Here is a 25,385-nt window from a genome sequence, read left to right as displayed (position 1 = left end):
TGACAGCATGACAGATAAATTAGAAGCACTGAGGCTTGAGGCGGAAACCCTGTCCGGCCTGATGATGCAACTGGCTGAAAACGAAATCGACAGCGATAGCTTTGCCGTTATGTCAGATTTGGGTGAGAACGGCACAGAGCATGAGTGTGACTTGCCTATCACTGAAACGGCCTTACGTGCATCAGCGGTCATCGATCAACTGCTGGCAGCGCTGGAAGAGAAAGACCAGCGCATAGCAGAGCTTCAGCAGCGACTACAGCAGCACAAGCCGATTAAGTTGCCAGCCGAGTTTTTCATAAAAGTTAGTGGACAGGCGGTGTCTGTAATGGGGACAGCGGCGGTAATGCATCGCATTCGATCAGCAGGTCACAAGGTCGAGGTGGAGTGATATGCCAAACGTAGAGGCTCTGTGGTCAGTCGATTTATGGGTTGAATGCCCAAAGTGCGAGGAAAGTTTCGACCTAAACTCAGATGGCGAATTTACTGACGGCACCCGTGGTTACGCGCTGGAAACTACGGAAAACGTTGATGTGGAATGCCCTGAGTGTGGGAATAAATTCAAAGTAGATTTTGCCTGGTAGGGAGGTGATGCATGACCATATCAACGGTAACAACTGAGCGGCTGAAGAAAATCGCATCAGGCAACGCGTTTACTTGTACCCAGGATGATGAATCCGCATCCATGGCTGCCGAGCTGCTGGCTGTAAGGGAGGCGAAGCCGTTAGGGTTCACTCATCGCTCGGAAATAAGCAACATGCAGGCTACTGGCCTTTATCTTCGTGCGTGGCCGGTAGACAGGCGGCTGAATGAGCAAGAGGGCTATACGATACCGCTATACACCGCCCCGGCTGCGCCTGCAGTGCCAGATGCTATCACTGTCGATAATGCCCCGGAGATTTTTGAGATAGCAGCTCAAGTTGAACGGATCGGATTGAGTGGTGCATATGGCGCTTATGCATCAGGCTGGAACGCCTGTCGCGCTGCAATGCTGGCAGCAGCACCTACCCCTACCAAGGCAGGCGAATGATGGAATGGTACTGGGTTTACCTGATTATCGGTGTTTGTCTCTATGCGCTATGTTTCGCCACCGGAAAAGTCGAGGCAGATGGCGCACTAAACAATATTGCCGCTCTGCTGTATTTTTCTTTGCTGTGGCCACTTCCATTAATCCGCATTTCAAACCTTATCTTGAGCGGGGGAAGGAGTAGGCAGGAAAGTATTTTTTCCCATAAAGCAAATGGTGAACCATGCGCAGTGTGTGGAAAGCCAATGAAAACAAAGCAAGGGATTGTCGGGGTCGTGACGGGTGAGAAAATGCATTCTGGTTGCTGGGGCGACTTCTTTAAGAAAAAGGTAATGGATATGTGCGAGGATACAAAGGATAGAGGCCACAAGCCTTAGCCCGCGCTATAATCCTCCCGACCAGGAGGAATCTATGTCTTACAATCTCGCAGACTTACCCAAAGACGATATGGACAAGGTTAACGTCGATTTAGCCGCGTCCGGCGTTGCTTACAAAGAGCGAATGAACATGCCAGTGATACCAGCTGAAGTAGCAGCGCAGCAGCCGCAGCACTTACGTGAATACTTCCTTGAGCGGCTGGCGCATTACCGTGGCGTTAGCAAACAGCTACCCACCGGATCAGCCCCTGTCTATCAGCAGATGGCCGAGGCCAACGGCAAGAAGTAGCTGACAAGAACCACAAATCAACCCGCCACTGAGCGGGTTTTTTATTACCCGAAATCCTTCGGAGTATCCCTATGAACATCATCAGCGTCAGGATTCCCCGCGCCTATTTCACAGATGGCAGGGTTAGCACGGATTCGCTAGAGCAAGTTATTCATCAAGGTCTTTGGAGCCAGTGCGGAGTTATGCCGGCACCGGTCAAAGTTACTTTACATGAAGGGCATATGACTTTGGCATCCGGCTGTTCTGCTGATGATGTCGAGAGAATATTAGGCTTAGGAGACAAACCATGTACGCAGACCAATTAGACCAAGCTTCTGAGCTTGAGCAATTCAACATTCAAGTAGCGCTGACTTCTCGGCAGCACGAACCTGCACCGTCCCCCATCTGCCTGAACGGCGACTGCGGTGAGCCATCAGTGCCAGGAACAAACTTCTGCTGCAAAGAGTGCCGCGAAGATAACGAGCGCCATCAGTGGAGCCTGAAGAATCGGAGGGTAGCATGAAGATTAGAGTTGATTGGGAGGTGGTGATAGTCATAGCGCTATTGTGCGCTGCGGCGGCGATATTGGGGATGGGTATGGAGGGGTAAGGCGTGGACATACTCACAAACAACGTTATCCGTAGCCAGGCCAAAGAAGCCATCAAAGAATTCAGCCAACCAGGCAATACACTCACCTACCGGCAAATCCTCGATAAACACGCTCTGAAGGTTGCACACTTGCTGCCAACAAGGCCACCGGCCTGGCTGCAGCTTAATTGTGTGTGTCATGAGGTATACGCAGAGAAATAAAGAGGTAATAGTGGATAAATACAGCCTCACAATGCAGGAGGCGTGTGCTTTCCTGGGTGTATCAAGACCAACACTAACGCAGATGATACGCTCAGGACGGCTAGCAGCATCCCGCAAAGACCCCAGTAAGCCAAAGTCGCCCTATCTCATTACTCGTCACGCTTGCATTGCCGCAATAAACAATCCGATCCACACTGTCGCCGTGAGCGCGGCTGATAAACATGAGGATAAACCATGTCCATCTTCCGCAGAGGTAAAATCTGGTATGCAAGTTTCACGCAACCAGGCGGCAAGCGTATTAAGGAAAGTCTTGGCACAGAAGACAAACGCCAAGCGCAGGAGCTGCACGACAGAAGAAAGGCTGAACTGTGGCGAATAGATAAGTTGGGGGAGGTGCCGGACGTCACTTTCGAAGAGGCGTGTTTGCGCTGGATCGAAGAGAAAGCCGACAAGAAATCGCTGGATGATGATAAGAGCCGGATGGGATTCTGGCTTTTGCATTTTGAGGGAGTGAAGCTGAAGGATATCACTGAGGCAAAGCTCTACACAGCGATAAGCAAGATGACAAACCGGCGTGCGGCTGAAAACTGGAAGTTAAGAGTTGAGGCGTTGGCAAGGAAAGGGCTTGATGTTCCTGAGCGTAAAATACAGCAGGTTTCGACATCCACGAAGGCCAAGCACCTAGCTTTGATGAAGTCCCTGCTAAGGGCTGCTGAGCGCGATTGGAAGTGGTTAGAAAAGGCACCTGTAATAAAGGTGCCACAGGTTAGAAACAAGCGCGTTCGCTGGCTTGAGCCTGTGGAAGCTCAGCGCCTGGTTGATGAATGTCCCGAACCGTTGAAGTCCGTTGTTAAGTTCGCGCTTTCCACTGGGCTTCGTCGTTCGAACATCATAGACCTTGAGTGGTCACAGATTGACATGCAGCGCCGGGTGGCGTGGATACACCCAGAGCAGAGTAAGTCAGCAAAGGCAATCGGCGTCGCTCTCAACGATACCGCTTGCCGGGTACTGCGTGACCAGATAGGTAAGCACAATAAATGGGTGTTTGTGCATACCCAGGCAGCAAAGCGATCTGACGGTACAGTTACGCCTATTGTCAGGAAAATGCGCATTGATTCAAATACAGCGTGGAGGCTAGCACTACAGCGATCGGGGATAGAGAACTTCCGTTTCCACGATTTGCGGCACACATGGGCGAGCTGGTTAATTCAGGCCGGTGTCCCGCTATCTGTTCTGCAGGAAATGGGGGGGTGGGAGTCAATAGAAATGGTGCGTCGGTATGCCCACCTGGCACCAAGTCATTTGACCGAACATGCTCGCCAGATTGATGCGATTTTTGGCGTTAGTGTCCCAAATCTGTCTCACCTGGAAAAACAAGAAGGAACAAATGATGCTTAAGTCTATGATTCTTAATGGTACGCCCTACAGGGCTCGAACCTGTGACCTACGGCTTAGAAGGCCGTTGCTCTATCCAACTGAGCTAAGGGCGCATTGAAATGCGGATGCGGCAACCGAGGTTGCGGAGTTGGATTATACGGTCAGAGGTTATCGAGTCAATGCCTTTTGACAATGTGACGGCGGCAGAGGTGTTTTATGGCGATTTTTCGCACACAAAAGCTATGATAAGTCACCCTAACGCGATGATCTGGCTACGCTAATCCCCTGCCACAATACCTTCTCATCAACCGCTTGTGGTTCAGCCGCCGGTGCCAATAAGCGTGGGCGTGGGTTTGGCCCCTGCCCTGCTTTTTGCGACAAGCAGGCACGAGCCGATCGCACCACGGCGCTAATATCCCCCCAATCGGCCTGCGGAACGTTTAGCACATTACAGGTCCGCGCCAGCATTGCCCTCGGCAACTCACTGGCTGGCAAGACATTCATCGATGCCAGGCAAAGTGGCGTAGCAAGCAGCAATGCCAACAGTAAAAGAGCGCTACGCATCATTGGCGGCCCCTTTTGTAGCACTGCGCCATGCGCTGGCTCCAGGAAGGACGGCCCTCTTTCGGCTTACAAAGCCGATGTAATGCCTGCAACAACGCCACCTGCGTCGGATGCAGTGAGGAATCAAACACCGTTTCACCAATATGCCGCTGTTCATCTGGTGGATTTCCACCAGGTTGATGCAATGGATAGAGCCGAGTAATCGTCTGCATGATCCTGCCTCCATAGGCCCCAAACGCCAGGGCAATGGGTAAACCCTAAACGACTGAAGGTAAAAAAAGCGTAGAGGATCATTCCTTTGGTGTAAAAAATGTCTAAACCGCGACGCAATCGTGTGCTTATTCTCTGCATTAACCCGATCGAAAGCCTGACAGCGCGCCTCTCTTCTGCCAAAATAGCGCCATCCCCCGCTTTTCTTAAATGATGGATTTCCTCACTGATGGCAGCAAAGATTATTGATGGCAAAACGATTGCGCAGCAGGTTAGAAACGAAGTGGCTGAGCAAGTGAAACAACGTCTGGCAGTTGGCAAGCGTGCGCCGGGCCTGGCGGTGGTACTGGTTGGTGAGAATCCGGCTTCGCAGATTTATGTCGCCAGCAAGCGCAAGGCCTGTGAGGAAGTGGGCTTTATCTCCCGCTCTTACGATCTGCCCGCTTCCACCACCGAGCCTGAACTGCTGGCGCTGATCGACAAATTAAACGCCGATAAAGAGATCGACGGCATTCTGGTGCAACTCCCTCTGCCTGCGGGCATTGATAACGTGAAGGTGCTGGAGCGCATCAGCCCGGATAAAGACGTGGACGGTTTCCACCCTTACAACGTCGGCCGCCTGTGCCAGCGTGCGCCTAAACTGCGCCCTTGCACCCCACGCGGTATTGTCACCCTGTTGGAACGCTATAACATCGATACCTATGGCCTGAATGCCGTGGTAGTGGGTGCCTCCAACATCGTTGGCCGCCCGATGAGCATGGAGCTGCTGCTGGCGGGCTGTACCACCACCGTCACGCACCGCTTTACCAAAAACCTGCGCCACCATGTAGAAAATGCCGATCTGCTGATCGTGGCCGTGGGCAAACCTGGGTTTATTCCAGGTGATTGGATCAAACCGGGTGCGATCGTGATCGATGTCGGCATCAACCGCCTGGAAAGTGGTAAAGTAGTCGGCGACGTAGACTTCGAAGCCGCAAGCGAACGTGCGGCCTTCATTACTCCGGTCCCAGGTGGCGTCGGCCCCATGACCGTTGCTACACTGATCCAAAATACCTTGCAAGCCTGCGAGGAATTTCACGACGTTCAACCTAACTAAGTTAAGGCAGTATGGAAATTTTCAATCTGGAAGGTCACCCTCATGTCGAACTGTGCGATCTGCTGAAGTTCCAGGGCTGGTGTGACAGCGGCGGTGCCGCGAAAGAAGTGATCGCCGAAGGGCAGGTCAAAGTAAACGGTCAGGTCGAAACGCGTAAGCGCTGCAAGATCGTTGATGGCCAGAAGGTCAGCTACAAAGGCATGAACGTCACGGTTAAAGCCTGATTGTTCAAGCGCCAGGAAAAAAATGCCGGGTTGGCTAAGCTACCCGGCATTTTTGATTTACTCAAACCTGTTAATGCTCCAATGCAACGAAGCACACGTGTTGCATAGCACGCAACGTGCCATACAGTTCGTCCAGGGTCGTCCTTTTCCTTACCGTTAGCTTAAAGTTAACTTCAATCTTGTGCTTTTTGACGTCACGTATCGTCATCGCATCAATCAGGTTTCTCTGCTGATTGAGCTGGGCCATCAAGCTGGCTAACCCTGCCTGCTCATCAAGTATCAGCCGTACTTTGACCTTCCCCAGATAGTGATCCCTCGATTGCAGCAGGAAAATATAGGGGCTGATTTTTATCGCCAGTAAAAACAGTGCAGTAGCCAAGATTGCGTGCAAATAAAAACTGGCTCCGCAGGCAATCCCCACTCCCGCCGATGCCCAAACGATCGCGGCGGTCGTCAGACCGGAAATGGCGTCATCACGGCGGTGCAAGATCACCCCAGCACCCAGGAAGCCCACCCCACTGATAATCTGTGCGGCCAACCGCATGGGATCGCTGCGAATATTGACGGATATCTCGGCGTAATACTCCGCAGACTGAATCGACACCACCGTTAATACACAGCTGGCGACGGCAATGATCACGCAGGTTTTAAACCCAACGGGCTTGCCCTTGGATTCACGTTCCAGGCCAATCACGCCCCCCAGAACAAACGCCGCGACTATCTTGCCTACCGTCGCCAGATGGAGCGGCCCCAACCCGCCCAGCACCGATAACCAGCTGTCCATGTTGCTTCCTATTGCTGCGCAGGCTTCATTGCCGCCGGCGTTTTCTGTTTAGAAAGATCGTCCTTGAAGAAAATAAAGAAGAACACCGAGACAACGGCGGCGATAATCGCCGAGAACAGCCAGAAGCTTTCCCACTGCGGTAACGCCTGCGGGCCCTGCTCAGTCACGGTGCTGTTGAAGATCTGGCCGCAAATGGTGGACGCGAACAACAAACCAAAACCATTGGAGACGATAAAGCGCAGACTCTGGGCCTGAGCTTTGATTTCGGGCCGTGCTTTACGGTCGACATAGATGTCCCCTACCGTAAAGAAGAAGTCCCAGCAGAAACCTTGCAGCATCAGGCCAATCAGGACAAACGTCATGTTGGCGTCAAGCGCAGCCTGAGAGAACAGCACCGAACGGATGATCCAGCACACCGCGCCCATCATCAACGTCACCTTGAAGCCCGCTTTCAGTAGGAAGAACGAAAGCAGGAACATAAACACCACTTCACAGGCGATCCCTACCTGCATCATGGAGGCGGCGTTATCAAACCCGAGCGCTTTCAGGAATACCGGAATATAGGCGGAATAGGCGGTTTTGGGGATCATCAACACAAAGATGCTCAGCATCAGAATGGAGAAGTTACGATCTTTAAATAACGACAGCGCATCCAGGCACAGCAGATCGCGCAGGGTGAAGGTGCTGCCCTTGGCCTTCGGCGGTGTATCCGGCAAGGTAAAGCAGTACAGCCCCAACCCTACCCCAGCGGCCGAAGCAATGTACCAGGTCATGGTATCGCCGGAATATCCCATCTGCCCGATGATGAAACCTATCGCCATAAAGCCGAAGGTGCCAAACACGCGGATCACCGGGAAGTACTTCACGCCGTTGATATGGCTAAAGCTGATGCTGTTGGCCAGCGCGGTGGTCGGATAGAACAGCAGCCCAACCAGGAAGATCATCACCAGCGTCATGGTGGTGTCCTGCGCCTCGATAAACTGCGGTACACACAGGATCACCCCGGCGTTGATCAGGTGCAGGATCGCCATGACTTTCTGAGAAGCAAAGAAGCGATCTGCAACCATGCCGATAAACAGCGGCGAGAGTATCGTTGCCAACCCCAGCAGCGCATAGGATGAACCGATAATGGCCGCCATACCGTAGGTACTTAGCACCAGGCCCATCGTCATATTCCAGGCACCCTGCATGAAATACTGCACAAACATCATGATCAGCAGGCGAGGAGTCTTGTTAAAGTCCATGAGATCTCCCCCTATGCCACGTTAACGGTCAGGCCGTCATACGCAACGGTGATGTTTTTATCACGACAGGCCGCCACCAGTTCCTCATGCAGCAACTTGCCGCTGTGAGAAATATGTGACACCACGATCTGGCTGCCGGCATGCAGGCACTCCATCGCACGCAGCTTCTCTTGGGCGGCAAACACGGTTTCCAGGCTCATATGATTGTCAGTGCGATCGTCGCCGTTGAAACCGTAGGTGCATTCCAGCACCACCAAATCCAACGCTTTGCCCTGTAGCCACTGCCAGGTGAGTTCCGGGAACCAGCCGGAATCATGGCCATAAAAAATCGTCTGGCCGTCTTTTTCGATCACATACACGTAGCACAGCTCCCACTTGGCATGGTTGGCCAGCAGCGGTGTGATCTTGTAGCCATGGCTTTCTACGGTGACAAAAGGCACCAGGCAGTGGAAACCAAAACGCTGTTTGCTGTAACCCGGTAATACCGCAGCACAACCGTTGATCGCCCGGTCGTTACCAAAAATCTCCAGCGGATGGTCGATATTGAAGCCGTACCCCTCCATTCGGCTAAACAGCTCACCGACGTTGAAGTGATCTGGATGTGTATGGGTAAACAGCAGGTCGGTGAAGCCACTCGCGTCCAGCCCATCACGCAACAGCTGTTGGCTGAACTCCGGGGCGACGTCGATCAACATCACATCATCAATAATCGCCGAAGAGTGGGTACGCAGATCTTTCCCCTTGAGAAAACGGGCCTGTTGGCAATGTTCGCAGCGGCAAAACGGATTAGGGATCCCTTCAGAGGCAGCCGATCCCAGGAAATGTATTTTCATTTTTTATCCTTTTTATTCAGTACATTACTGACCTATCGTTCCTATCGCCTTCGTTAAGGTGAACCATGAAGGTGATTTTGGAACGTGTCAATCATAATCCCGAGGCCAAAAAACGGTTAACACTGCAATGCATATTGGTGATCGGCTTCAAAAATTTAATTTAATATTTAGTAAAATCAATTCACTAAAAATAACATTTGGTCATTATTACGTTTTTCATCAATTTAGTGACATCGGTTTAATTAAGTACAAATAACAGTCACTTAATTATGGAACGATCCAAATTTCATGCTTGGATAGAAATCGAGATAGCGGAGCGCTCATGCCGGTGTTAGCATCAAAACAGGCGGCTCAAAGCGGTGGGAAAATGGCAACTATCAAGGATATAGCGAAGCTGGCGGGGGTATCTCACGGCACCGCTTCCAACGTGCTCAACGGACGCGGCAATGTCAGCGTTGAAAAGATCGAGGCGGTTAAACAGGCTGCCCAGCAAATGGGTTATCAGATCAATGCCCAGGCGCAGTCGCTACGCGCCAGCAAAAGCAGTGGCGTTGCGCTGATCCTGCCCGATATCAACAGTGAGCAGTATCACCAGCTCTACCGCGGGCTTCAGCAATCGTTACGATCTTCTTTCCCAGGCGATCTGGATCTTTACGTCACTAACGATCTGCCCTCTGCCGAAAGAGATATCTTGCAGACGCTGGCCGCAAAATCCTACCAAACCATCGTTACGGTCTCCTGTCTTGCCGACAGCGAAGGCTATTATCAGACACTGCGGCTGCCAGCGGATCAGATCCTGTTTGTCTATCGCCATCCAGCGCAGGCCAAGGCCACATTCAACCTGAACTTTTGCCTGGCTGGCCAAGCCATTGCCAGCGAGATCGCCCGCGCTCAGCCCGCACACGTTGGCGTGCTTTGTGAGCCACTCGCCTATACCAACGGCCAGTGTTTTGTCGAGGCATTGAAAGCTACGCTGGCACAGTTAAGCCCATCGACCCAGCTCACTGTCGTGCCATCACCGGCCAGTGAATGTCACACCGCCGCTTTCGCTTTTTTTGCTGGCCAGCCGCCACAGGTACTGATTGCTCAAGACAGCGATAAAGCCCGTTGCCTGACGCAGGCGGCCTATCTGGGGAGCGCGGTCCCCTGCCCGCCGATCTGGCAACTCAGCGATAACGAACCCGCCGTAGTAGCCAATCAGTACCACTATCAGATGGATTACGCCCGGCTGGGTCTGGAAATCGCCCGTTATATCTGCGGATTAGTGACACTGGCCGATGAGCAGATACTGGATAGCCGCGGCTTTGCTCTCAACGTTCAACCCATGCCCGCCGTTTCTGAGCAGGTTGAAACGCTGAATATGCTGATCTTGCCTAGCCCCTCCACCGATGCGCTGAGAAAACTGTTGCCGCATTTCTATCGCCAGACCGGTATCAAGGTGAATCTCGCGGTTTATCCTTATGATGAAGTGTTTGAGATCCTCTCGAATCTGCATCTGCATCCTTATTACGATTTGCTGCGTATCGATATGGCCTGCCTCCCCTGGTTTGCAGAAAAGGCCCTCACGCCGTTGGCAGAAATTTCCCCAGCGCTAACGGGACTACTGGATAACTTCTCGGAAGAAATTGGCCATCATTTCAGCCAGATTGACGGCAAAGCCTATGCGTTGCCGTTTGATGCCAGCACCCAGTTGCTGTTCTATCGCCGCGATCTGTTCGAAGACCCCACGGTCAAACGCATGTTCTATGAGAAATCCGGCAAGGAACTGAAGATCCCGACCAGTTTCGACGAATTTGATGACATTACGGCCTTTTTCACGGCAACTCATCAACCCGGTAACCCGCAGCGTCCGATAGGTTCATCAACGACTCTCGGTAGTTCCGGGTTAATTGCTACCGAGTTTCTGCTGCGCTATTACGCATTAGGTGGGCGGCTAGTGCACCAAGACAAACCGGTGCAACTGGAGGCAACATCAGCCATCGAAGCGTTGCGGCAATATCAGCAACAGCTTACCGTCACCACCAATCTCAACAGTGAATGGTGGAACGCTGCGGTGGCCCAGTTTGAGCAAGGCCAAGTGGCGATGCTGATCATGTATATGAATCTGTTCAACGACGTCGCCCACAGCCCTCTATCACCGGCAATAGGTTACGCGCCAGTTCCGGGCAACATGCCGCAGATGGGCGGTGGCTCGTTAGGCATGTCTCGTTTCAGTGATAAGAAGGCGCAGGTAGAACAGTTCTTCCGTTGGCTGTATTCGGCTGAAATTACCGAGCATCTGGTGCTTTTGGGCGGTAACAGTGCCCACCGCAGCATCTATCAGAATCAGCGCATCCTGCATCTCTATCCGTGGTTCAACCTGCTACGGGATAATCCTAGTACCGGCATCCGTGAATCTCGGGGTTTACAGGGCGAGTTGTTCAACCTGCGCCATGCGGAAATCATTATCGGCCAGGGCGTGACCAACGTGGTGAACAAGATAATGGATCCGCAGCAAGCCATTGATTACATCAATCAGCGACTGGTCAATGAAACTCAAGCCTGAAGGAAGCCATGTTTGCCACCTTACCTGTAAGAATGGGCCGTGCCAAGGAGAGGTATTTTCCAACTGCGGCGAGATTGGCCGCAGTTGGAAATCTATTACCTATCATCCTTACTCACAGCTGGATTTACCGGTTTTATGATTGATGGCACCTTTGGATATCAACAGATTAGCAACATCAGTAAACCCATTTTCACAGGCACCACTGAGAGGACTGGCGTCAATTTTTGGATTTTCGTTCTTCGCCACCACATTTATATCCGGGTTAAACTGCAGAATGTATTTTACCACCTCAAGTCTTCCATCCACTGCGGCGACCATAAATAAAGTTTCACCATCTTGCTCGACAGCATCCCAGTCGACATCACCCTTTAAGCGCTCATGAAGATATTTTACAACCTCCGCGTTTTTCCCCATGACGGCTGATTTGACCGAATGATAAACATCGGCCCTATCCGTTGCTCGAATATCAGCACCCTGTTCGGTAAGATACTTAACCATATCCAAATAACCAATAAAGGCAGCCCATCCTAAAGCGGTCTGTCCCAGAGAGGCCTCATCCTTCGCTTCCAGATTCTGCCCGGCCGCCACCATTCTTTTTACCTCTGACAAATTTCCCTGTTTAACTGCATCGAACCAGGCTGCATCAGGGCCTTCTGACGGTTTCTCATAAAAGATACGATGTGACAGCAATTTATCATTGGCGATTTCATGCATCTCTTCATAGCTAAATCTAAATTTTGATAAATCAACTGCAGATTTATTTTCCTGAGCATGTAAGCCAAGGGGTAAAAATGTAAAAAAGGCGGCTGTAAATATAATATTTTTTAAGTTCATAATTAACTCCATGTAATATACTTAATTTGAGCGCATTCCTAAACAATAGCTCATCCAACATATCCGTTATGTGCCGTTCTTATAAAGATTAAAGATACTAGTATTCCCACAAAATAATCACAACGCATAATTTTGCACAATAAGTTCAAAAAAACTGATTAGCTATAACGATTTATGCAGGGGTGTTTTTAAGCCACCCGCTTGGCGAAAATGAGATTTGATGGGTAAACCAAAGGAGAGATCCTAGTGGCAAGGACCCACTTGTAAAAAAGTGGGTCCTTGCTCTGATTACTATTTACTTACGACGCCAGCTGGTCCCCTGCGGGCCATCTTCCAGCACGATACTCATCTCGTTCAACCGATCGCGAGCGGCATCTGCCAGCGCCCAGTCTTTGGCGGCACGCGCGTCGTTACGCTGTTTGATCAACGCTTCAATCTCTGCCACTTCCGAGTCGTCCGCTTGCGCGCCACCTTGCAGGAACTGTTCTGGTTCCTGTTGCAGCAGGCCCAAGACCTTGGCCAGCTTACGCAGCTCTGCCGCCAACCCATTCGCCGCCGCCATGTCTTCGCTCTTCAGACGGTTTACTTCACGCGCCAGGTCGAACAACGCGGAATAGGCTTCCGGGGTGTTGAAGTCGTCGTCCATGGCTTCACGGAAGCGCGCTTCAAAGGCTTCACCGCCAGCAGGTTTGGCATTAGCGTCGGTGCCACGCAGTGCGGTATATAAACGCTCCAGCGAAGCGCGAGCCTGCTTGAGATTCTCTTCGCTGTAGTTCAGTTGGCTGCGGTAGTGGCCAGACATCAGGAAGTAACGCACGGTTTCGGCGTCGTAATAACCCAGCACGTCACGGATGGTAAAGAAGTTGTCCAACGACTTCGACATCTTCTCTTTATCAATCATCACCATCCCGGAGTGCATCCAGTAATTGACGTACGGGCCATCGTGCGCACAGCTGGATTGGGCAATCTCGTTCTCGTGGTGCGGGAACATCAGATCGGAACCACCGCCGTGAATGTCAAAATGGGTGCCTAGCTGTTTGCAGTTCATGGCCGAGCATTCAATATGCCAGCCAGGACGGCCTGGACCCCAAGGTGATTCCCAGCTTGGTTCGCCCGGCTTGGACATCTTCCACAGCACGAAGTCCATCGGGTTGCGTTTTACATCGTCGATTTCCACGCGCGCACCGGCTTGCAGTTGCTCCAGATCCTGACGGGAAAGCAGGCCATATTGTGGATCGCTATCGATGGAGAACATCACGTCGCCGTTGCTGGCCACATAGGCATGATCGCGTGCCAACAGGCGTTGGGTGATCTCGATGATTTCTTCGATATGATGGGTGGCTCGCGGCTCCTGATCCGGGCGTTCGATCAGCAGCGAATCAAAATCGGCGTGCATCTCTGCCAGCATACGCGTGGTCAGTTGATCGCAGGTTTCACCGTTTTCTGCCGCACGACGGATGATTTTATCGTCCACGTCGGTCACGTTACGCACGTAGTTCAGCGAATAGCCGAGGTAACGCAGGTAGCGCGCTACCACGTCGAAAGCAACAAAGGTACGCCCGTGGCCGATATGACACAGGTCATAAATGGTTACCCCGCACACGTACATACCGACTTTACCGGCATGAATGGGCTTAAATTCCTCTTTTTGACGACTCAGGGTATTAAATATCTTTAGCATCAGGGCTGTCCGTGGTGTGCGTGATAACAAACATATCCGCATATTGAAACCCGAAGGCTGCTCTATTGCAAGGTCAAGCCCAAGGATTGCTGAATTGATCGGCAGAAAATTGCGTGAGATCGGAATTAACCTGATCCAGACTAAGATAACAACACGTGTATTTCTGCCGCGAAACTGCCACCCTAGCCACTGCTGACTGATTAATTGAGATATGTTATAAAGTCGGTCTGATTGCTCACACGCCTTCCTATGTGACAGCTCATTTCATCTTGCTAGGACTAAAACTATGGTTACTTTCCACACCAATCACGGCGATATCGTTATCAAGACCTTTGCTGACAAGGCACCGGTTACCGTTGAAAACTTCCTGAACTACTGCCGTGAAGGCTTCTACAACAACACCATCTTCCACCGTGTCATCAACGGCTTTATGGTTCAGGGTGGTGGTTTTGAACCTGGTATGCGTCAGAAAGACACCAAAGCAACCATCAAGAACGAAGCTAACAACGGCCTGAAAAACACCCGTGGCACCCTGGCAATGGCTCGTACCAACGATCCACACTCTGCCACCGCCCAGTTCTTCATCAACGTGGTAGATAACGACTTCCTGAACTTCCGTGCTGAAAACTCCCAGGGTTGGGGTTACTGCGTATTTGCCGAAGTGGCAGAAGGCATGGACGTGGTCGAGAAGATCAAAGCGGTAAAAACTGGCCGCAGCGGCATGCACCAGGATGTACCGGTTGAAGATGTCGTGATCACCAGCGTTACCGTCAGCGAGTAATCGCGGCTGCATGAGCACGCTGTTCATCGCAGACCTGCATCTATGCGCACAGGAACCGGCAATTACTGCCGGTTTTCTGCGTTTTTTGCAGCGTGAAGCCGTTCACGCCGATGCGTTATATATCTTGGGCGATCTGTTTGAAGCCTGGATTGGCGATGACGACCCCGAGCCGTTACATCGCGAAATTGCCGCCGCACTCAAGGCGTTGCACCAGGCCGGAGTGCCCTGCTACTTCATTCACGGCAACCGCGATTTCCTGTTGGGTAAGCGCTTTGCCAGGCAGAGCGGCATGATCCTGCTACCGGAAGAGCAAGTCGTCGAGCTGTATGGCCGCAAGATCCTGATCCTGCACGGTGATACCCTGTGCACCGACGATCAGGCCTATCAAGAATTCCGCAAGAAAGTTCATAACACCTGGATCCAACGTGCTTTTCTGGCTCTCCCCCTGCGCTGGCGCTTGAAGATCGCCGCTAAAATGCGTGCTCGCAGCCAACAAAGCAACCAATACAAATCCACCGCGATTATGGACGTCAACCCGCAGGCCGTTGAGCAGGCCATGTTGCGCCACAACGTCCACTGGATGATCCACGGCCACACCCATCGCCCAGCAGTCCATCCGCTGGCATTACCAAACGGTAAAGCCCATCGCACGGTGTTGGGAGCCTGGCATACACAAGGCTCAATGATTAAAGTCACGGCAGATGCCGTGGAACTTATCGAGTTCCCCTTCTAGGCCGTTTTCCAGCTTTTGATGGTAAAAACCGTCGACGCAACCGTTTTCCTCTCCCTGTACCCATGATATGCTCTACGCCCTCATACGGCCTGCCAGCCGACGTTTGTCCACATCACAGGAGCCATGCACTCATGGGAGCCACCGCTACTTCAGCCGCCAACGCTGGGGTTAAAATCGCAATCGTAATGGGTTCAAAAAGTGACTGGGCCACTATGCAGTCCGCGGCCGAAGTTCTGACCACGCTGAATGTCCCGTTCCATGTCGAAGTTGTCTCCGCCCACCGCACGCCGGACAAGCTGTTCAGCTTTGCCGAACATGCCAAGGCCATGGGTTTTGACGTAATCATCGCCGGTGCCGGTGGTGCTGCGCATCTGCCAGGCATGTTGGCGGCCAAAACGCTGGTTCCGGTGCTGGGTGTGCCGGTGCAAAGCGCTGCATTGAGCGGTGTCGATAGCCTGTATTCCATCGTGCAGATGCCACGCGGCATTCCGGTGGGTACGCTCGCCATCGGCAAAGCCGGTGCGGCCAACGCCGGGTTGCTGGCAGCACAAATCCTGGCGCTGCACGATGCCGGGCTGGCACAGCGGTTGGCACAGTGGCGTCAGGCACAGACCGACGAGGTGCTGAACCATCCAGACCCACGGGAGGATGCATGAAGCCGGTTTGCGTACTGGGTAACGGCCAGTTAGGGCGTATGCTGCGCCAGGCCGGTGAGCCGTTGGGCATTGCGGTTTATCCTGTCGGTCTGGATGCCGAGCCGGAAGCGGTGCCCTATCAAAACGCGGTGATCACCGCAGAGATCGAACGCTGGCCAGAAACCGCCCTGACCCGCGAGCTGGCGACACACAATAACTTCGTCAACCGCGATATCTTCCCGCGTCTGGCCGATCGCCTGACGCAAAAGCAACTGCTCGATCAACTTCATCTCGCTACCGCACCTTGGCAATTGCTGGCAAATGCTGGCGAATGGCCCCAGGTGTTTGCCACCTTGGGTGAGTTGGCGATCGTTAAACGCCGCGTGGGTGGTTACGACGGACGCGGCCAGTGGCGTTTGCGCCCGGGCCAAGAGGCTGAGTTACCGGCGGATAACTATGGTGAATGCATCGTCGAGCAGGGGATTAATTTCTCTGGCGAAGTATCGTTGGTGGGTGCCCGTGGTCACGATGGCCTGTCGGTATTCTATCCGCTGACCCACAACCTGCACGAAGAAGGCATTCTGCGTACCAGCGTGGCGCTGCCACAGCCCAACCCGGCGTTGCAACAGCAGGCCGAGCAGATGTTGGCTGCGATCCTCGATGAGTTGAACTACGTGGGTGTAATGGCGATGGAGTGCTTTATCGTCGGTGACAGCCTGTTGATCAACGAGCTGGCTCCGCGTGTCCACAACAGTGGCCACTGGACGCAAAATGGCGCTTCCATCAGCCAGTTTGAACTGCATTTGCGGGCCATCCTGGGGCTGCCGCTGCCTAAGCCGGTGGTGAATACCCCTTCGGTGATGGTCAATCTGATCGGTACGGCGGTTAATCAGCAATGGCTGGCCCTGCCGCTGGTGCATTTGCACTGGTATGAGAAAGAGGTGCGTGAGGGGCGTAAGGTGGGTCATCTGAATCTCAACGATCCCGATGCGGCCTCTTTGCAACAGGCGTTGCAGGCATTAGCGCCGCTGCTGCCAGCCGAGTATCAAAGTGGCTTGGCCTGGGCACAGCAAAAGCTGGGATAATCCGTTCACAACTGCAAATTAAGGGTTCAGCCACGCTGAACCCTTTTTTATTCGCCGCTTACCCTTCGTAGCTGCGAAACAACGCCCGGCCGCGCAGCAGGCGCACGCCAAGCCAGCCGCCACACAGCGAGAGCAGCAAGGCACTCAGCAGCGGTAACGCCCACCACAGCACCGGCGTAGGTGCCCACGGGAAGTCGAACACCTTGGTCTGCAACAGCCAAAGCGCCGCTTCTGCCCCCACCGCCGCCGCGATCCCGGCTACCAGCCCAAGCAACGCAAACTCGCACCACAGCGTACCGCGCAACAGGCGTTTACCTGCGCCTAGCGTGCGGTAAACCACCAGCTCCTGCCTACGTTGCCGCATCCCTACCTGTACCTGAGCCATCAACAACAGACCGCCGCAGATCACCACCAGCACCACCATCACCTCCAGCGCCCTGCTCACCTGCTGCAACACGCCGCCGACCTGCTTGAGGATCGAACCGATATCCAGCAGGCTCAGGGTTGGGAACTGGCGGTTGAGCTGGGTCAGCACCTTGCCGTCGCCGTCATAGCGGAAGCTGGTCAGCCAGGTTTGTGGCTGGCCGTCCAATGTACCCGGCGGGAAGATAAAGTAAAAGTTCGGCTTCAGGCTTTCCCAATCCACCTGCCGCAGGCTGGTGACTTTAGCGCTGAACGATTGGGTATCGCCGCTGAACGTCAAGGTATCGCCCAGCTGGATCTTGAGCCTGCCGGCGATCCCTTCATCCATCGAGACCTCGCCGGTTTTCGGCGGCCAGGAGCCTGCCGTCAACGGGTTATGGTCCGGCAGATCGCGTTGCCAGGTCAGATTCAGTTCACGGTTCACCGCCTCGCCACCGGGATCGTCTTCATGCACCCGCTCCGTCGCCACCTGCTGGTTAATTTCCGACAGGCGTACACGCACGATGGGATAAAAGGTTTCCTCATGCAGCTGATGCTGTTGCAAGAAGGCTTTCACCTGTGGAACCTGTGCCGTGGTCATATTCAACAGGAAATAGTTCGGGCTGTCTGGCGGTAACTGTTGTTGCCAACGATCGAGCAGATCGCCACGCAAGACCAGCAGCAGGGCCAGTAACATAAACGACAGCGAGAACGCCGCTAACTGGCTGATCGTCACCCAAGGCTGATGCAACAGACGATTCACCGCCAACCGCAGCGCCAGATTTTTCAGCGTGATGCGCCGCAGCAGCAACAGGCTGCCCCAGCCTATTCCCCCCAGCAGCAAGGCCAGCACCACCATACCGGCCAGAATGGCCCACAGTAGCGTACTTGCCCCCATTAATACCGTCAGTAGCCCGACCACAATCACCGCAGTAGCTGGCAGGAAGTAACGCAAAGGCCAGACGTTAGCCACCACATCCCGGCGCAGTACGCGCAGTGGCTGAGTCGCCAGCAGTTGTCGGTACGGGCGCAACCCAACCAGCAGAGAAATCATGACCAGAGCCCCCATCGCCCACAGCCACGGCCAGCCCCCGGCTGCGGGGAGTTCCCCCGGCAACACCGGTGCCAACAAGCGGATTAACACCGCTTCAAACCCGAGACCAATCACGCTGCCGCAGGTTCCCGCCAGCAGTAACACCGCCAACCACTGGCCAATAATCAGCTTGCTGAGCGCCTTTCTGCCAGCCCCCAGGGTTTTCAGCACCGCAATCAGGTCATAGCGGCTGCGGCAATAGTGACTCATGGCTACCGCTACGGCGGCAATCGACAGCAGCAAGGTCAGCAATGCCGAAAGCAGCAGGAACTGTTGGGAACGCTGTAGCGATTTGCCTAACGCACTGCCGGACTCCTCTAACCCATACCAGCGCTGATCGGGTTTGAGCTGCGGTTTGAGACGTTCTTCATAGCGTTGAATATCGGTTGGCGCACCGGCAAACATATAACGGTAGGTCAGGCGGCTGCCCGGCTGTACCGCTCCGGTTTTATCCACATCGGCCAGATTGATGATAATGCCAGGTGCAGTCTGGAACGGATTGAAACCGGAGTCCGGCTCCTGCACGATTTCACCGGCGATGCGTAACGTGGTATCCCCCACCTCCAGATTGTCGCCGACCTTGATATCCAATAATGCCAACAGACGCGGAGCCACCAACACGCTGCCTGGCACAGGTTTGAGATTGGCTGGCAAGGTTTCCAATTGCCCATACAGCGGATAGGCCGCATCGGTAGCCTTGACGTTGGCCAGTAGCGGACGATCCCCTGCGTAGGTCATGGTGGTAAAAGAGAGCTGGCGGCTGACTTTCAGCCCCTGTTGTTGGGCATCGAGCAGCCAGCCTTCCGGCACCGGGCGCGCGGTACGCAATACCCGATCCCCGGCGATAAAGTCGCGGCTTTGCTGGCTCAAGCCTCTGTCCATGCGATCGCTGATGCTGCCCAGTGCCAACACGCAGGCCACCGACAGCGTCAGCGCCAGCCAGACGATCAGCAGCGAAGGCGAACGCCATTCACGCCAGAACCAACGCCAAATCATGCTTCCTCCCACAGCTTGCCTTCACGCAAGCGCAGCCGCCGCTGACAGCGAGCCGCCAGGGTCTCGTCATGGGTGACCAGGATCAGTGTGGTGGCGAAATCGCGGTTGAGGGAGAACAGCAGATCGGCAATGCGCTCACCGGTCTGGCGATCCAGGTTGCCGGTGGGTTCATCGGCGAACAGCACCCGAGGGCGGCCACTGAACGCCCGTGCCAACGCCACACGCTGTTGCTCCCCGCCGGAAAGTTGCGCTGGCAGGTGATTAAGACGCTTGCCTAATCCCAGCTGTTCCAACAGTTGCACCGCTTGGTCCCGGCTTTGACGATCGCTTTCACCACGCAGCAGCGCAGGGAGTTGTACGTTTTCCAACGCGTTCAAGGTGGGGACCAGCATGAAAGACTGGAACACAAAACCGACGTTTTTTGCCCGCAGCGCAGCTCGCCCTTCTTCATCCAGCGCGGTCAGCGATTCCCCCAGCAGGCTAACTTCGCCTTCGCTGCCGTCGTCCAGCCCGGCAAGGATGCCCAACAAGGTCGATTTCCCCGAACCGGACTCGCCGATCAGCGCAATTGTCTGCGCGGGTTTGACAACCAGCTCGACTCCGGTAAGGATGGTAAGCTGATGCTCACCCTGACCAACGTGTTTACTAAGATGATGAACTTCAAGAACGTTTTCCGCTGGCATCTTCCCTTCCTTTTGCTGTTGGGATTATTCAGTTTACGTGCTGTCGCGGCCGATACCTTATTGATTTTGGGCGACAGTTTAAGTGCTGGCTATCGGTTGCCGGTAGCGCAAGCTTGGGCCACTCGCCTGGCCGATGAGTGGCAGAAACAACCTGGCCACCCGACCGTGGTCAATGCCAGTATCAGCGGTGACACCGCCGCTCAGGGGCTGGCACGCTTGCCCGAGCTGTTGAAACAACATCAGCCCCGCTGGGTGCTGATCGAGCTGGGGGCCAACGATGGTCTGCGCGGCTTCCCGGCTGCGGATATCGAGCGCGACCTCAACCAGATTATCACGCTGGTTTTGCAGGCGGGGGCCAAACCGCTGCTGATGCAAATTCATATTCCGCCAAACTATGGCCGCCGCTACACCGAGGCCTTCGGTGCGCTGTATCCTGCGTTGGCCAAGCAGTTCAACATCCCGCTGCTGCCGTTTTATATGGAACAGGTGGTGATCAAACCGGAATGGATGCAGGATGACGGTTTGCACCCCAATCAGGATGCCCAGCCGTTTATCGCCACCTGGATGGCGCAACAGCTGGAACCACTAGTTAAACATGAGTCTAACTGAATAGGGTTAGCTACTAGGTAAAGTTATGCAAAAAGCGGTATTGATAACCGGCTGTTCCAGCGGGATAGGATTGATTGCAGCGCAAGATCTGCGTAACCGTGGCTATCGCGTGCTGGCCGCCTGCCGTAAGCCGGAAGATGTGGAAAATATGCGCCAGCTTGGGCTGGAAGGCATTGAGCTGGATCTGGACGATAGCGCCAGCGTAGAACGCGCCGCCGCGCAGGTGATCGAGCTGACCAACGGGCGGCTGTACGGTCTGTTCAACAATGCCGGTTTCGGCGTTTACGGGCCACTCAGCTCGGTTTCACGCCAACAGCTGGAACGGCAATTCTCCGCCAACCTGTTTGGCACCCACCAGCTCACCCAGTTGCTGCTGCCAGCCATGCTGCCGCATGGTGAAGGGCGCATTATTCAGACCAGTTCGGTGATGGGGTTAATCTCCAGCGCCGGGCGTGGGGCCTATGCCGCCAGCAAATTTGCGCTGGAAGCCTGGTCGGACGCGTTGCGTATGGAGCTGCACGGCAGCGGCATTCAGGTCAGCCTGATCGAGCCAGGCCCGCTGACGACCCATTTCACCCAGAACGTCAATCAGGCGCAGAGCGATAAACCGGTGCACAATCCAAGCATCGCCAAGCGTTTGACGCTGCCTGCCGAAGCGGTGTTACCGAAGCTGCGCCACGCGCTGGAAAGCCCCAAAGCCAAGCTGCGCTACCCGGTTACTCTGCTGGCGCATACCATGAGCATCCTGCGCCGCCTGCTGCCGGGCCGTGCACTGGACTGGTTATTGCGCAGTAATGGTTAAGCAAACGGGGGCCAAGGGTTGAAGCGCGCCGCTTTGCCCCCATCTAGAGTAGATTGGCTCCGCAAGATCAGATTAGAGAGAAACCATGCTAGCTCAAGCCGTTGTTGATATTAACGAAACTAACCTGCACCAGACTCTGGAACAGTCCATGTCCCAGCCGGTGCTGTTCTACTTCTGGTCGGATCGCAGCCAGCACTGTCTGCAGCTCACCCCGATACTGGATAAACTGGCGGCGGAATACGCAGGTCAGTTCGTTCTGGCGAAGGTGGATTGCGATGCCGAGCAGGCAATCGCCGCCCAGTTTGGCCTGCGTTCCCTGCCAACCGTCTATCTGTTCAAGGATGGCCAGCCGGTTGATGGTTTCCAAGGGCCGCAGCCGGAAGAGATGATCCGCGAATTCCTGCAGCGTTTCCTGCCAAAAGCCGAAGACCTCAAGCTGGCGGAAGCCACTGAGCTATTGCAGGAAGACCGTGCAGCAGAAGCTCTGCCTTTGCTGAAAGATGCCTGGAGTCTCAGCAATCAGCGCAGCGATATCGGCCTGACGCTGGCGGAAACCCAGATCGCCCTGAACAAGACGGATGATGCCGAAGCGGTGCTGGCGACCATTCCATTGCAGGATCGCGATACCCGTTACCTCGGCCTGGTGGCGCAGATTGAGCTAATGAAGCAGGCTGCCGATACGCCAGAAATTCAGCAGTTACAGCAGCAGGTTCAGCAACAGCCGGAAAACGTCGAGCTGGCCGTGCAGCTAGCCTTGCAACTGCATCAGGTTGGCCGCAACGAAGAAGCGCTGGAATTGCTGATGGGTCATCTGAAAAAGGATTTGGCGGCGGCTAACGGTAGCGCCCGCAAGACCTTGATGGATATTCTGGCCGCACTGGGGACTGGCGATGCGCTGGCCGCCAAATACCGTCGCCAGCTGTATTCACTGCTGTATTAATCGAACATGGGCGCAGCCGCACGGTGAACTGACCCCAAGAAGTTGGACGGTTTAAAATTAAGCAACCATCAAAGCCTGCGTTCTGTACTCCACAGGGCTCAGGCCTTTGAGCTTCTGTTTGATACGATGGTTATTGTAGTAATCTATGTACATGTCTATCTCTTCAGACAGCTGTTCCACACTCTCAAAGCGTTGTAAATAATACAGTTCAGCTTTCAGATGGCCAAAGAAGTTTTCCATTACCGCATTATCCAGGCAGTTACCCTTGCGAGACATGCTCTGTTCTATCCCATTTTCCTGCAACTGATGCTGATAAGCCGCCATCTGATAGTGCCAACCTTGGTCACTGTGCAGCAACGGCTTTTCTTCCGTTTTTAGCGTACTGAGCGCCTTATCCAGCATCGTTTTTACCAGACTGAACACAGGTTTACGGGACATCTCATAGGCAATGATTTCACCGTTAAACAAGTCGAGTACCGGCGATAAATACAGCTTTTTATCCGCCACCCGGAACTCCGTGATATCGGTCACCCACTTTTGGTTAGGCTCCAGAGCGGTAAAATCGCGCTGCAAGGTATTCGGGGCCACTTTACCGACATGTCCCTTGTACGAACGGTATTTTTTACGGCGAACGGGCGATTTCAATTGCAGCTCAACCATCAGTTTTTGCACGGTTTTATGATTTAGCACAGCCCCCATCTTTCGAAGAACACTGGTCACCCGGCGATAGCCGTAACGGCCTTTATGCTCGTTAAAAACAGCCATTATTTGCTGCTTGGTTTCACCATACTTATCCGGTGCTTGATGGCTTTTACAACAATAGTAATACGTACTGCGCGGCAGTTTTCCGGCCCACAGCAAAACCTCCAAACGGTGTTCTGACCTCAATGCTCTGATTATTTTTGCCCTTTTCGACGAGTCTGGGCTTCCTTCTGTTGCATCAAGGCTCTCAACTTTTTTATGTAATCATTCTGCGCACGTAAAAACTCGATTTCCTCCCGCATCTCTTCGGGGGTCAACTCATCAGGCGATTTATCGGCATGGGGGGTTTTGGGATGCTGACGCATTTGGCGACTACGCTTATTCAGGTTGAGGGCTTCAGCCCCATTCTCCCGATAGAGTTTAATCCAGCGTTCCACAGTAAGGTAAGAAGGAATATTGAATTTAGCGGCGACTGTCGCTAAAGAGAGCGGATTTGAAAGCGCGAATTCGACAACAGAGAGCCTGAAGTCAGGTGTGTAATGTTGCTTGCGTCCTACCCGCAGCCCCTGTTCCCCATGATGCTGATAAGCGGCAATCCATCTGCGTAGTTGGACATGGGCAATAGAAAACTTCTTAGCGGTCTGTTTTTGACCGCCGAGTCCGGCAAGATAGTACCGGACAACGTCAAGTTTGAACTGAAGTGAATACTTCATCAGAACTGTACCTCCAAATGTCAGATGTTTGTCCAACATTTGGGGTTCAGTTCAACGGTTGCGCCCCGCATGAAACATCAAGCCTCCTGCGCCGGTTTCCCCTCTTTGACAAACAGCATGGCGATAAAACCCACCACCGTGATCATCGCGGCAAAGTAGAACCCCGCATTCAGCGTCCCCGTGCTGTCGGCAATAAAGCCGGTCACGTAAGGTGCAAAGATCGACGCCGCCATACCAAAGAAGTTATACAGCCCGAAAGCGGTGCTGAGCGCGGCACGCGGTGCGTTGTCTGCCACCAGTGCGATCAGTACCGGATTGAGGCTGATTTTGCCGATAAACCCATACAGCACCAATACGCCAATCAACGCCGCTTCACTGGTGGAATAGACGATGCCGAAGATCGCCAGCAGTGAGAAAGGCAGCATAAACAGTACCACCGGTTTTCTGCGGCCCAGCTTGTCGGAGATATAGCTGCAAATCAGCGTCCCCAGTACCGAGATCCACGGCACGATGGAGGCGATGCTGGCGGCGTGCACAATATCCATGCCGCGTTCTTTTTGCAGATAATACGGCAGCCAGGTAATGATCACGAAGAAGCCGTAGATCGAGCAAAAGATGGTGATGTAGGCCATCAGCAGGTTACGGTTTTTAAACAGATCCAGGAAACTGAATTCGCTCTTTGTTGCTGTAGCGGCTGGGGTATCGCCCGCACTTTGCGGCGCTTTTTCCCGAATGAAAAACAGCATCAGCAGCGCCACAATCAATACCGGAACCGCCATCGCCAGGAACGGCATCTTCCACGAAGTATGAAAATGCTCGATCATAAAGCTGGAAAGGTAATACCCCAGCGCGATACCAAACGACATCCCACTGCCGATCACCGCACTGCCCAAGGTGATCCATTTCTTGGGGATGGCCTCGGAAGAAAGCGCATACTGCGGGCCATAATAGACGCCTTGCGAAGCGCCGGTCAGCATCCACAGCACGATAAAAATCAGAAAGTTGGATGAGATGCTGACGGCAGCGATAAACAGCGCAAACAGCATAAAGCCGCTAACCAGAATGCGTTTTCTGCCCAAGCGGTCGCCCAATAGTCCGGCAGGCACCTGTAAAAGGGTGTAGGTCAGAAAGAACAGGCTGCTGATTAAGCCCAGATGGCTTTTTGACAGCCCGAACTCGGTTTGGATCTGCGGCATGATGGGGCTAAGTACCGAACGCCCGGCATAGATAACCACCCAGCCGAGGAAGAAGATCACGACGGTTTTAATCCAATAGGGCATTCGCTCTGTTTTTATAGTTTGCATATTCATTTTCCCTTGGTTGATGGGCCGCTAGGCCCA

The 25,385-nt window shown here is 53.7% G+C and carries 27 protein-coding genes, 1 tRNA gene and 1 pseudogene; 16 read left to right on the top strand and 13 right to left on the bottom strand.

What is annotated here, in order from left to right:
* Window positions 1-7: 7 nt before the first annotated feature.
* The 4 genes from KGP16_RS06680 to KGP16_RS06665 all read left to right on the top strand — a co-directional run bounded on the left by KGP16_RS06680 (window position 8) and on the right by KGP16_RS06665 (window position 1,690).
* Complete coding sequence (locus KGP16_RS06680; protein ID WP_223501006.1) at window positions 8-388, top strand: hypothetical protein; 381 nt, start codon at window positions 8-10, stop codon at window positions 386-388.
* A 204-nt stretch (window positions 389-592) separates the two neighbouring features.
* Window positions 593-1,027, top strand: a complete 435-nt coding sequence (locus tag KGP16_RS06675) for a hypothetical protein (protein WP_223501005.1) — start codon at window positions 593-595, stop codon at window positions 1,025-1,027.
* A complete protein-coding gene (locus KGP16_RS06670; RefSeq protein WP_223501004.1) occupies window positions 1,024-1,401 on the top strand; it encodes a hypothetical protein in 378 nt (125 codons plus the stop codon). Before KGP16_RS06675 ends, KGP16_RS06670 begins: the two co-directional genes overlap by 4 nt.
* A 34-nt stretch (window positions 1,402-1,435) precedes the next feature.
* The gene (locus tag KGP16_RS06665; RefSeq protein WP_223501003.1) at window positions 1,436-1,690 is read left to right on the top strand and encodes a DNA polymerase III subunit theta; all 255 of its coding nucleotides are present in this window, start codon (window positions 1,436-1,438) and stop codon (window positions 1,688-1,690) included.
* Between the two features lie 540 nt (window positions 1,691-2,230).
* Here KGP16_RS06665 and KGP16_RS27660 read toward each other — a convergent pair.
* Complete coding sequence (locus KGP16_RS27660) at window positions 2,231-2,458, bottom strand: hypothetical protein (protein ID WP_223501002.1); 228 nt, start codon at window positions 2,456-2,458, stop codon at window positions 2,231-2,233.
* Here KGP16_RS27660 and KGP16_RS27655 point away from each other — a divergent pair.
* Both KGP16_RS27655 and KGP16_RS06650 read left to right on the top strand, forming a co-directional pair.
* Window positions 2,457-2,582, top strand: a pseudogene (locus KGP16_RS27655) (helix-turn-helix domain-containing protein); the annotation flags it as partial. The gene KGP16_RS27660 and the pseudogene KGP16_RS27655 overlap by 2 nt on opposite strands.
* A gap of 131 nt (window positions 2,583-2,713) precedes the next feature.
* On the top strand, window positions 2,714-3,877 hold the full coding sequence (locus tag KGP16_RS06650; RefSeq protein WP_223501001.1) for a site-specific integrase: 1,164 nt from the start codon (window positions 2,714-2,716) through the stop codon (window positions 3,875-3,877).
* 15 nt (window positions 3,878-3,892) lie between these two features.
* Here the strand turns inward: KGP16_RS06650 and KGP16_RS06645 are convergent.
* The 3 genes from KGP16_RS06645 to KGP16_RS06635 form a co-directional block, all read right to left on the bottom strand.
* Window positions 3,893-3,969, bottom strand: a tRNA-Arg gene (locus KGP16_RS06645).
* A gap of 142 nt (window positions 3,970-4,111) precedes the next feature.
* On the bottom strand, window positions 4,112-4,423 hold the full coding sequence (locus tag KGP16_RS06640; RefSeq protein ID WP_223500999.1) for a hypothetical protein: 312 nt from the start codon (window positions 4,421-4,423) through the stop codon (window positions 4,112-4,114).
* The gene (locus KGP16_RS06635) at window positions 4,420-4,632 is read right to left on the bottom strand and encodes a hypothetical protein (RefSeq protein ID WP_209523136.1); all 213 of its coding nucleotides are present in this window, start codon (window positions 4,630-4,632) and stop codon (window positions 4,420-4,422) included. The genes KGP16_RS06640 and KGP16_RS06635 overlap by 4 nt, the downstream gene beginning before the upstream one ends.
* Before the next feature lie 227 nt (window positions 4,633-4,859).
* Between KGP16_RS06635 and folD the strand changes: the two genes are divergently transcribed.
* Both folD and ybcJ read left to right on the top strand, forming a co-directional pair.
* Window positions 4,860-5,726: a bifunctional methylenetetrahydrofolate dehydrogenase/methenyltetrahydrofolate cyclohydrolase FolD gene (folD, locus tag KGP16_RS06630; RefSeq protein ID WP_223500997.1), complete on the top strand. Its 867-nt coding sequence runs from the start codon at window positions 4,860-4,862 to the stop codon at window positions 5,724-5,726.
* An 11-nt stretch (window positions 5,727-5,737) separates the two neighbouring features.
* Window positions 5,738-5,950, top strand: coding sequence for a ribosome-associated protein YbcJ (gene ybcJ / locus KGP16_RS06625; RefSeq protein WP_021180059.1), 213 nt, complete (start codon window positions 5,738-5,740; stop codon window positions 5,948-5,950).
* A 70-nt stretch (window positions 5,951-6,020) separates the two neighbouring features.
* On the opposite strand, the gene KGP16_RS06620 is transcribed toward ybcJ, so the two are convergent.
* The 3 genes from KGP16_RS06620 to KGP16_RS06610 are packed head-to-tail and all read right to left on the bottom strand — an operon-like array spanning window position 6,021 to window position 8,811.
* Entirely contained in the window at window positions 6,021-6,734 is a 714-nt protein-coding gene (locus tag KGP16_RS06620; RefSeq protein ID WP_094981159.1) for an MgtC/SapB family protein, read from the bottom strand.
* A gap of 8 nt (window positions 6,735-6,742) precedes the next feature.
* Window positions 6,743-7,978 carry an MFS transporter gene (locus tag KGP16_RS06615; RefSeq protein ID WP_021180061.1) on the bottom strand — a complete coding sequence of 412 codons (1,236 nt, stop codon included), beginning with the start codon at window positions 7,976-7,978 and terminating at the stop codon, window positions 6,743-6,745.
* Between the two features lie 11 nt (window positions 7,979-7,989).
* Window positions 7,990-8,811 (bottom strand): MBL fold metallo-hydrolase, encoded by an 822-nt coding sequence (locus KGP16_RS06610; protein ID WP_223500995.1) that lies wholly within the window; start codon window positions 8,809-8,811, stop codon window positions 7,990-7,992.
* Window positions 8,812-9,178: 367 nt separating this feature from the next.
* Here KGP16_RS06610 and KGP16_RS06605 point away from each other — a divergent pair, with 367 nt between their 5' ends.
* Window positions 9,179-11,356: an extracellular solute-binding protein gene (locus KGP16_RS06605; protein ID WP_223500994.1), complete on the top strand. Its 2,178-nt coding sequence runs from the start codon at window positions 9,179-9,181 to the stop codon at window positions 11,354-11,356.
* Between the two features lie 108 nt (window positions 11,357-11,464).
* Here the strand turns inward: KGP16_RS06605 and KGP16_RS06600 are convergent, their stop codons facing one another.
* On the bottom strand, window positions 11,465-12,190 hold the full coding sequence (locus tag KGP16_RS06600) for an ankyrin repeat domain-containing protein (protein WP_209528421.1): 726 nt from the start codon (window positions 12,188-12,190) through the stop codon (window positions 11,465-11,467).
* Between the two features lie 295 nt (window positions 12,191-12,485).
* Entirely contained in the window at window positions 12,486-13,871 is a 1,386-nt protein-coding gene (gene cysS / locus KGP16_RS06595; RefSeq protein WP_223500992.1) for a cysteine--tRNA ligase, read from the bottom strand.
* Window positions 13,872-14,157: 286 nt separating this feature from the next.
* Between cysS and ppiB the strand changes: the two genes are divergently transcribed.
* The 4 genes from ppiB (at window position 14,158) to purK (ending at window position 17,105) form a co-directional block, all read left to right on the top strand.
* On the top strand, window positions 14,158-14,652 hold the full coding sequence (ppiB, locus tag KGP16_RS06590) for a peptidylprolyl isomerase B (RefSeq protein ID WP_021180066.1): 495 nt from the start codon (window positions 14,158-14,160) through the stop codon (window positions 14,650-14,652).
* Window positions 14,653-14,662: 10 nt separating this feature from the next.
* Window positions 14,663-15,385, top strand: coding sequence for a UDP-2,3-diacylglucosamine diphosphatase (locus KGP16_RS06585; RefSeq protein ID WP_218519762.1), 723 nt, complete (start codon window positions 14,663-14,665; stop codon window positions 15,383-15,385).
* Between the two features lie 131 nt (window positions 15,386-15,516).
* Window positions 15,517-16,041 carry a 5-(carboxyamino)imidazole ribonucleotide mutase gene (purE, locus tag KGP16_RS06580; RefSeq protein WP_021805417.1) on the top strand — a complete coding sequence of 175 codons (525 nt, stop codon included), beginning with the start codon at window positions 15,517-15,519 and terminating at the stop codon, window positions 16,039-16,041.
* Window positions 16,038-17,105 carry a 5-(carboxyamino)imidazole ribonucleotide synthase gene (purK, locus tag KGP16_RS06575; RefSeq protein WP_218519763.1) on the top strand — a complete coding sequence of 356 codons (1,068 nt, stop codon included), beginning with the start codon at window positions 16,038-16,040 and terminating at the stop codon, window positions 17,103-17,105. The genes purE and purK overlap by 4 nt, the downstream gene beginning before the upstream one ends.
* A gap of 58 nt (window positions 17,106-17,163) precedes the next feature.
* On the opposite strand, the gene ybbP is transcribed toward purK, so the two are convergent.
* Window positions 17,164-19,596: a putative ABC transporter permease subunit YbbP gene (gene ybbP, locus KGP16_RS06570; RefSeq protein WP_223500991.1), complete on the bottom strand. Its 2,433-nt coding sequence runs from the start codon at window positions 19,594-19,596 to the stop codon at window positions 17,164-17,166.
* Window positions 19,593-20,279, bottom strand: coding sequence for a putative ABC transporter ATP-binding protein YbbA (ybbA, locus tag KGP16_RS06565; RefSeq protein WP_037375255.1), 687 nt, complete (start codon window positions 20,277-20,279; stop codon window positions 19,593-19,595). Before ybbA ends, ybbP begins: the two co-directional genes overlap by 4 nt.
* Here ybbA and tesA point away from each other — a divergent pair.
* The 3 genes from tesA (at window position 20,250) to KGP16_RS06550 (ending at window position 22,630) form a co-directional block, all read left to right on the top strand.
* Entirely contained in the window at window positions 20,250-20,888 is a 639-nt protein-coding gene (gene tesA / locus KGP16_RS06560; protein WP_051363221.1) for a multifunctional acyl-CoA thioesterase I/protease I/lysophospholipase L1, read from the top strand. The two genes, ybbA and tesA, sit on opposite strands and share 30 nt — an antisense overlap.
* Window positions 20,889-20,913: 25 nt before the next feature.
* The gene (locus KGP16_RS06555) at window positions 20,914-21,690 is read left to right on the top strand and encodes an SDR family oxidoreductase (RefSeq protein WP_021180073.1); all 777 of its coding nucleotides are present in this window, start codon (window positions 20,914-20,916) and stop codon (window positions 21,688-21,690) included.
* Window positions 21,691-21,775: 85 nt separating this feature from the next.
* Complete coding sequence (locus tag KGP16_RS06550) at window positions 21,776-22,630, top strand: co-chaperone YbbN (protein ID WP_021805422.1); 855 nt, start codon at window positions 21,776-21,778, stop codon at window positions 22,628-22,630.
* 57 nt (window positions 22,631-22,687) lie between these two features.
* On the opposite strand, the gene KGP16_RS06545 is transcribed toward KGP16_RS06550, so the two are convergent.
* Both KGP16_RS06545 and KGP16_RS06540 read right to left on the bottom strand, forming a co-directional pair.
* Window positions 22,688-24,048 (bottom strand): IS3 family transposase gene (locus KGP16_RS06545; RefSeq protein WP_223501497.1). Its coding sequence is split into 2 segments (ribosomal slippage): window positions 22,688-23,553 and window positions 23,553-24,048, totalling 1,362 coding nucleotides; the frame shifts between segments, so codons are not numbered across the junction.
* A 74-nt stretch (window positions 24,049-24,122) separates the two neighbouring features.
* The gene (locus KGP16_RS06540) at window positions 24,123-25,349 is read right to left on the bottom strand and encodes an MFS transporter (protein WP_223500990.1); all 1,227 of its coding nucleotides are present in this window, start codon (window positions 25,347-25,349) and stop codon (window positions 24,123-24,125) included.
* Window positions 25,350-25,385: the final 36 nt, after the last annotated feature.

This window comes from Serratia sp. JSRIV006, from assembly GCF_019968685.1.
GTDB lineage: Bacteria > Pseudomonadota > Gammaproteobacteria > Enterobacterales > Enterobacteriaceae > Chania > Chania fonticola_B.
Note: the sequence above shows the minus strand (reverse complement) of the source record. Positions and strands in the feature narration are given on the sequence as shown.

Excerpts from the sequence above, each read along its gene's own strand:
- KGP16_RS06680 (WP_223501006.1), top strand. The coding sequence starts at position 8 with ATGACAGATAAATTAGAAGCACTGAGGCTTGAGGCGGAAACCCTGTCC.
- KGP16_RS06675 (WP_223501005.1), top strand. The coding sequence starts at position 593 with ATGACCATATCAACGGTAACAACTGAGCGGCTGAAGAAAATCGCATCA.
- KGP16_RS06670 (WP_223501004.1), top strand. The coding sequence starts at position 1,024 with ATGATGGAATGGTACTGGGTTTACCTGATTATCGGTGTTTGTCTCTAT.
- KGP16_RS06665 (WP_223501003.1), top strand. The coding sequence starts at position 1,436 with ATGTCTTACAATCTCGCAGACTTACCCAAAGACGATATGGACAAGGTT.
- KGP16_RS27660 (WP_223501002.1), bottom strand. The coding sequence starts at position 2,458 with ATGACACACACAATTAAGCTGCAGCCAGGCCGGTGGCCTTGTTGGCAG.
- KGP16_RS06650 (WP_223501001.1), top strand. The coding sequence starts at position 2,714 with ATGTCCATCTTCCGCAGAGGTAAAATCTGGTATGCAAGTTTCACGCAA.
- KGP16_RS06640 (WP_223500999.1), bottom strand. The coding sequence starts at position 4,423 with ATGATGCGTAGCGCTCTTTTACTGTTGGCATTGCTGCTTGCTACGCCA.
- KGP16_RS06635 (WP_209523136.1), bottom strand. The coding sequence starts at position 4,632 with ATGCAGACGATTACTCGGCTCTATCCATTGCATCAACCTGGTGGAAAT.
- folD (WP_223500997.1), top strand. The coding sequence starts at position 4,860 with ATGGCAGCAAAGATTATTGATGGCAAAACGATTGCGCAGCAGGTTAGA.
- ybcJ (WP_021180059.1), top strand. The coding sequence starts at position 5,738 with ATGGAAATTTTCAATCTGGAAGGTCACCCTCATGTCGAACTGTGCGAT.
- KGP16_RS06620 (WP_094981159.1), bottom strand. The coding sequence starts at position 6,734 with ATGGACAGCTGGTTATCGGTGCTGGGCGGGTTGGGGCCGCTCCATCTG.
- KGP16_RS06615 (WP_021180061.1), bottom strand. The coding sequence starts at position 7,978 with ATGGACTTTAACAAGACTCCTCGCCTGCTGATCATGATGTTTGTGCAG.
- KGP16_RS06610 (WP_223500995.1), bottom strand. The coding sequence starts at position 8,811 with ATGAAAATACATTTCCTGGGATCGGCTGCCTCTGAAGGGATCCCTAAT.
- KGP16_RS06605 (WP_223500994.1), top strand. The coding sequence starts at position 9,179 with ATGGCAACTATCAAGGATATAGCGAAGCTGGCGGGGGTATCTCACGGC.
- KGP16_RS06600 (WP_209528421.1), bottom strand. The coding sequence starts at position 12,190 with ATGAACTTAAAAAATATTATATTTACAGCCGCCTTTTTTACATTTTTA.
- cysS (WP_223500992.1), bottom strand. The coding sequence starts at position 13,871 with ATGCTAAAGATATTTAATACCCTGAGTCGTCAAAAAGAGGAATTTAAG.
- ppiB (WP_021180066.1), top strand. The coding sequence starts at position 14,158 with ATGGTTACTTTCCACACCAATCACGGCGATATCGTTATCAAGACCTTT.
- KGP16_RS06585 (WP_218519762.1), top strand. The coding sequence starts at position 14,663 with ATGAGCACGCTGTTCATCGCAGACCTGCATCTATGCGCACAGGAACCG.
- purE (WP_021805417.1), top strand. The coding sequence starts at position 15,517 with ATGGGAGCCACCGCTACTTCAGCCGCCAACGCTGGGGTTAAAATCGCA.
- purK (WP_218519763.1), top strand. The coding sequence starts at position 16,038 with ATGAAGCCGGTTTGCGTACTGGGTAACGGCCAGTTAGGGCGTATGCTG.
- ybbP (WP_223500991.1), bottom strand. The coding sequence starts at position 19,596 with ATGATTTGGCGTTGGTTCTGGCGTGAATGGCGTTCGCCTTCGCTGCTG.
- tesA (WP_051363221.1), top strand. The coding sequence starts at position 20,250 with ATGAACTTCAAGAACGTTTTCCGCTGGCATCTTCCCTTCCTTTTGCTG.
- ybbA (WP_037375255.1), bottom strand. The coding sequence starts at position 20,279 with ATGCCAGCGGAAAACGTTCTTGAAGTTCATCATCTTAGTAAACACGTT.
- KGP16_RS06555 (WP_021180073.1), top strand. The coding sequence starts at position 20,914 with ATGCAAAAAGCGGTATTGATAACCGGCTGTTCCAGCGGGATAGGATTG.
- KGP16_RS06550 (WP_021805422.1), top strand. The coding sequence starts at position 21,776 with ATGCTAGCTCAAGCCGTTGTTGATATTAACGAAACTAACCTGCACCAG.
- KGP16_RS06540 (WP_223500990.1), bottom strand. The coding sequence starts at position 25,349 with ATGCAAACTATAAAAACAGAGCGAATGCCCTATTGGATTAAAACCGTC.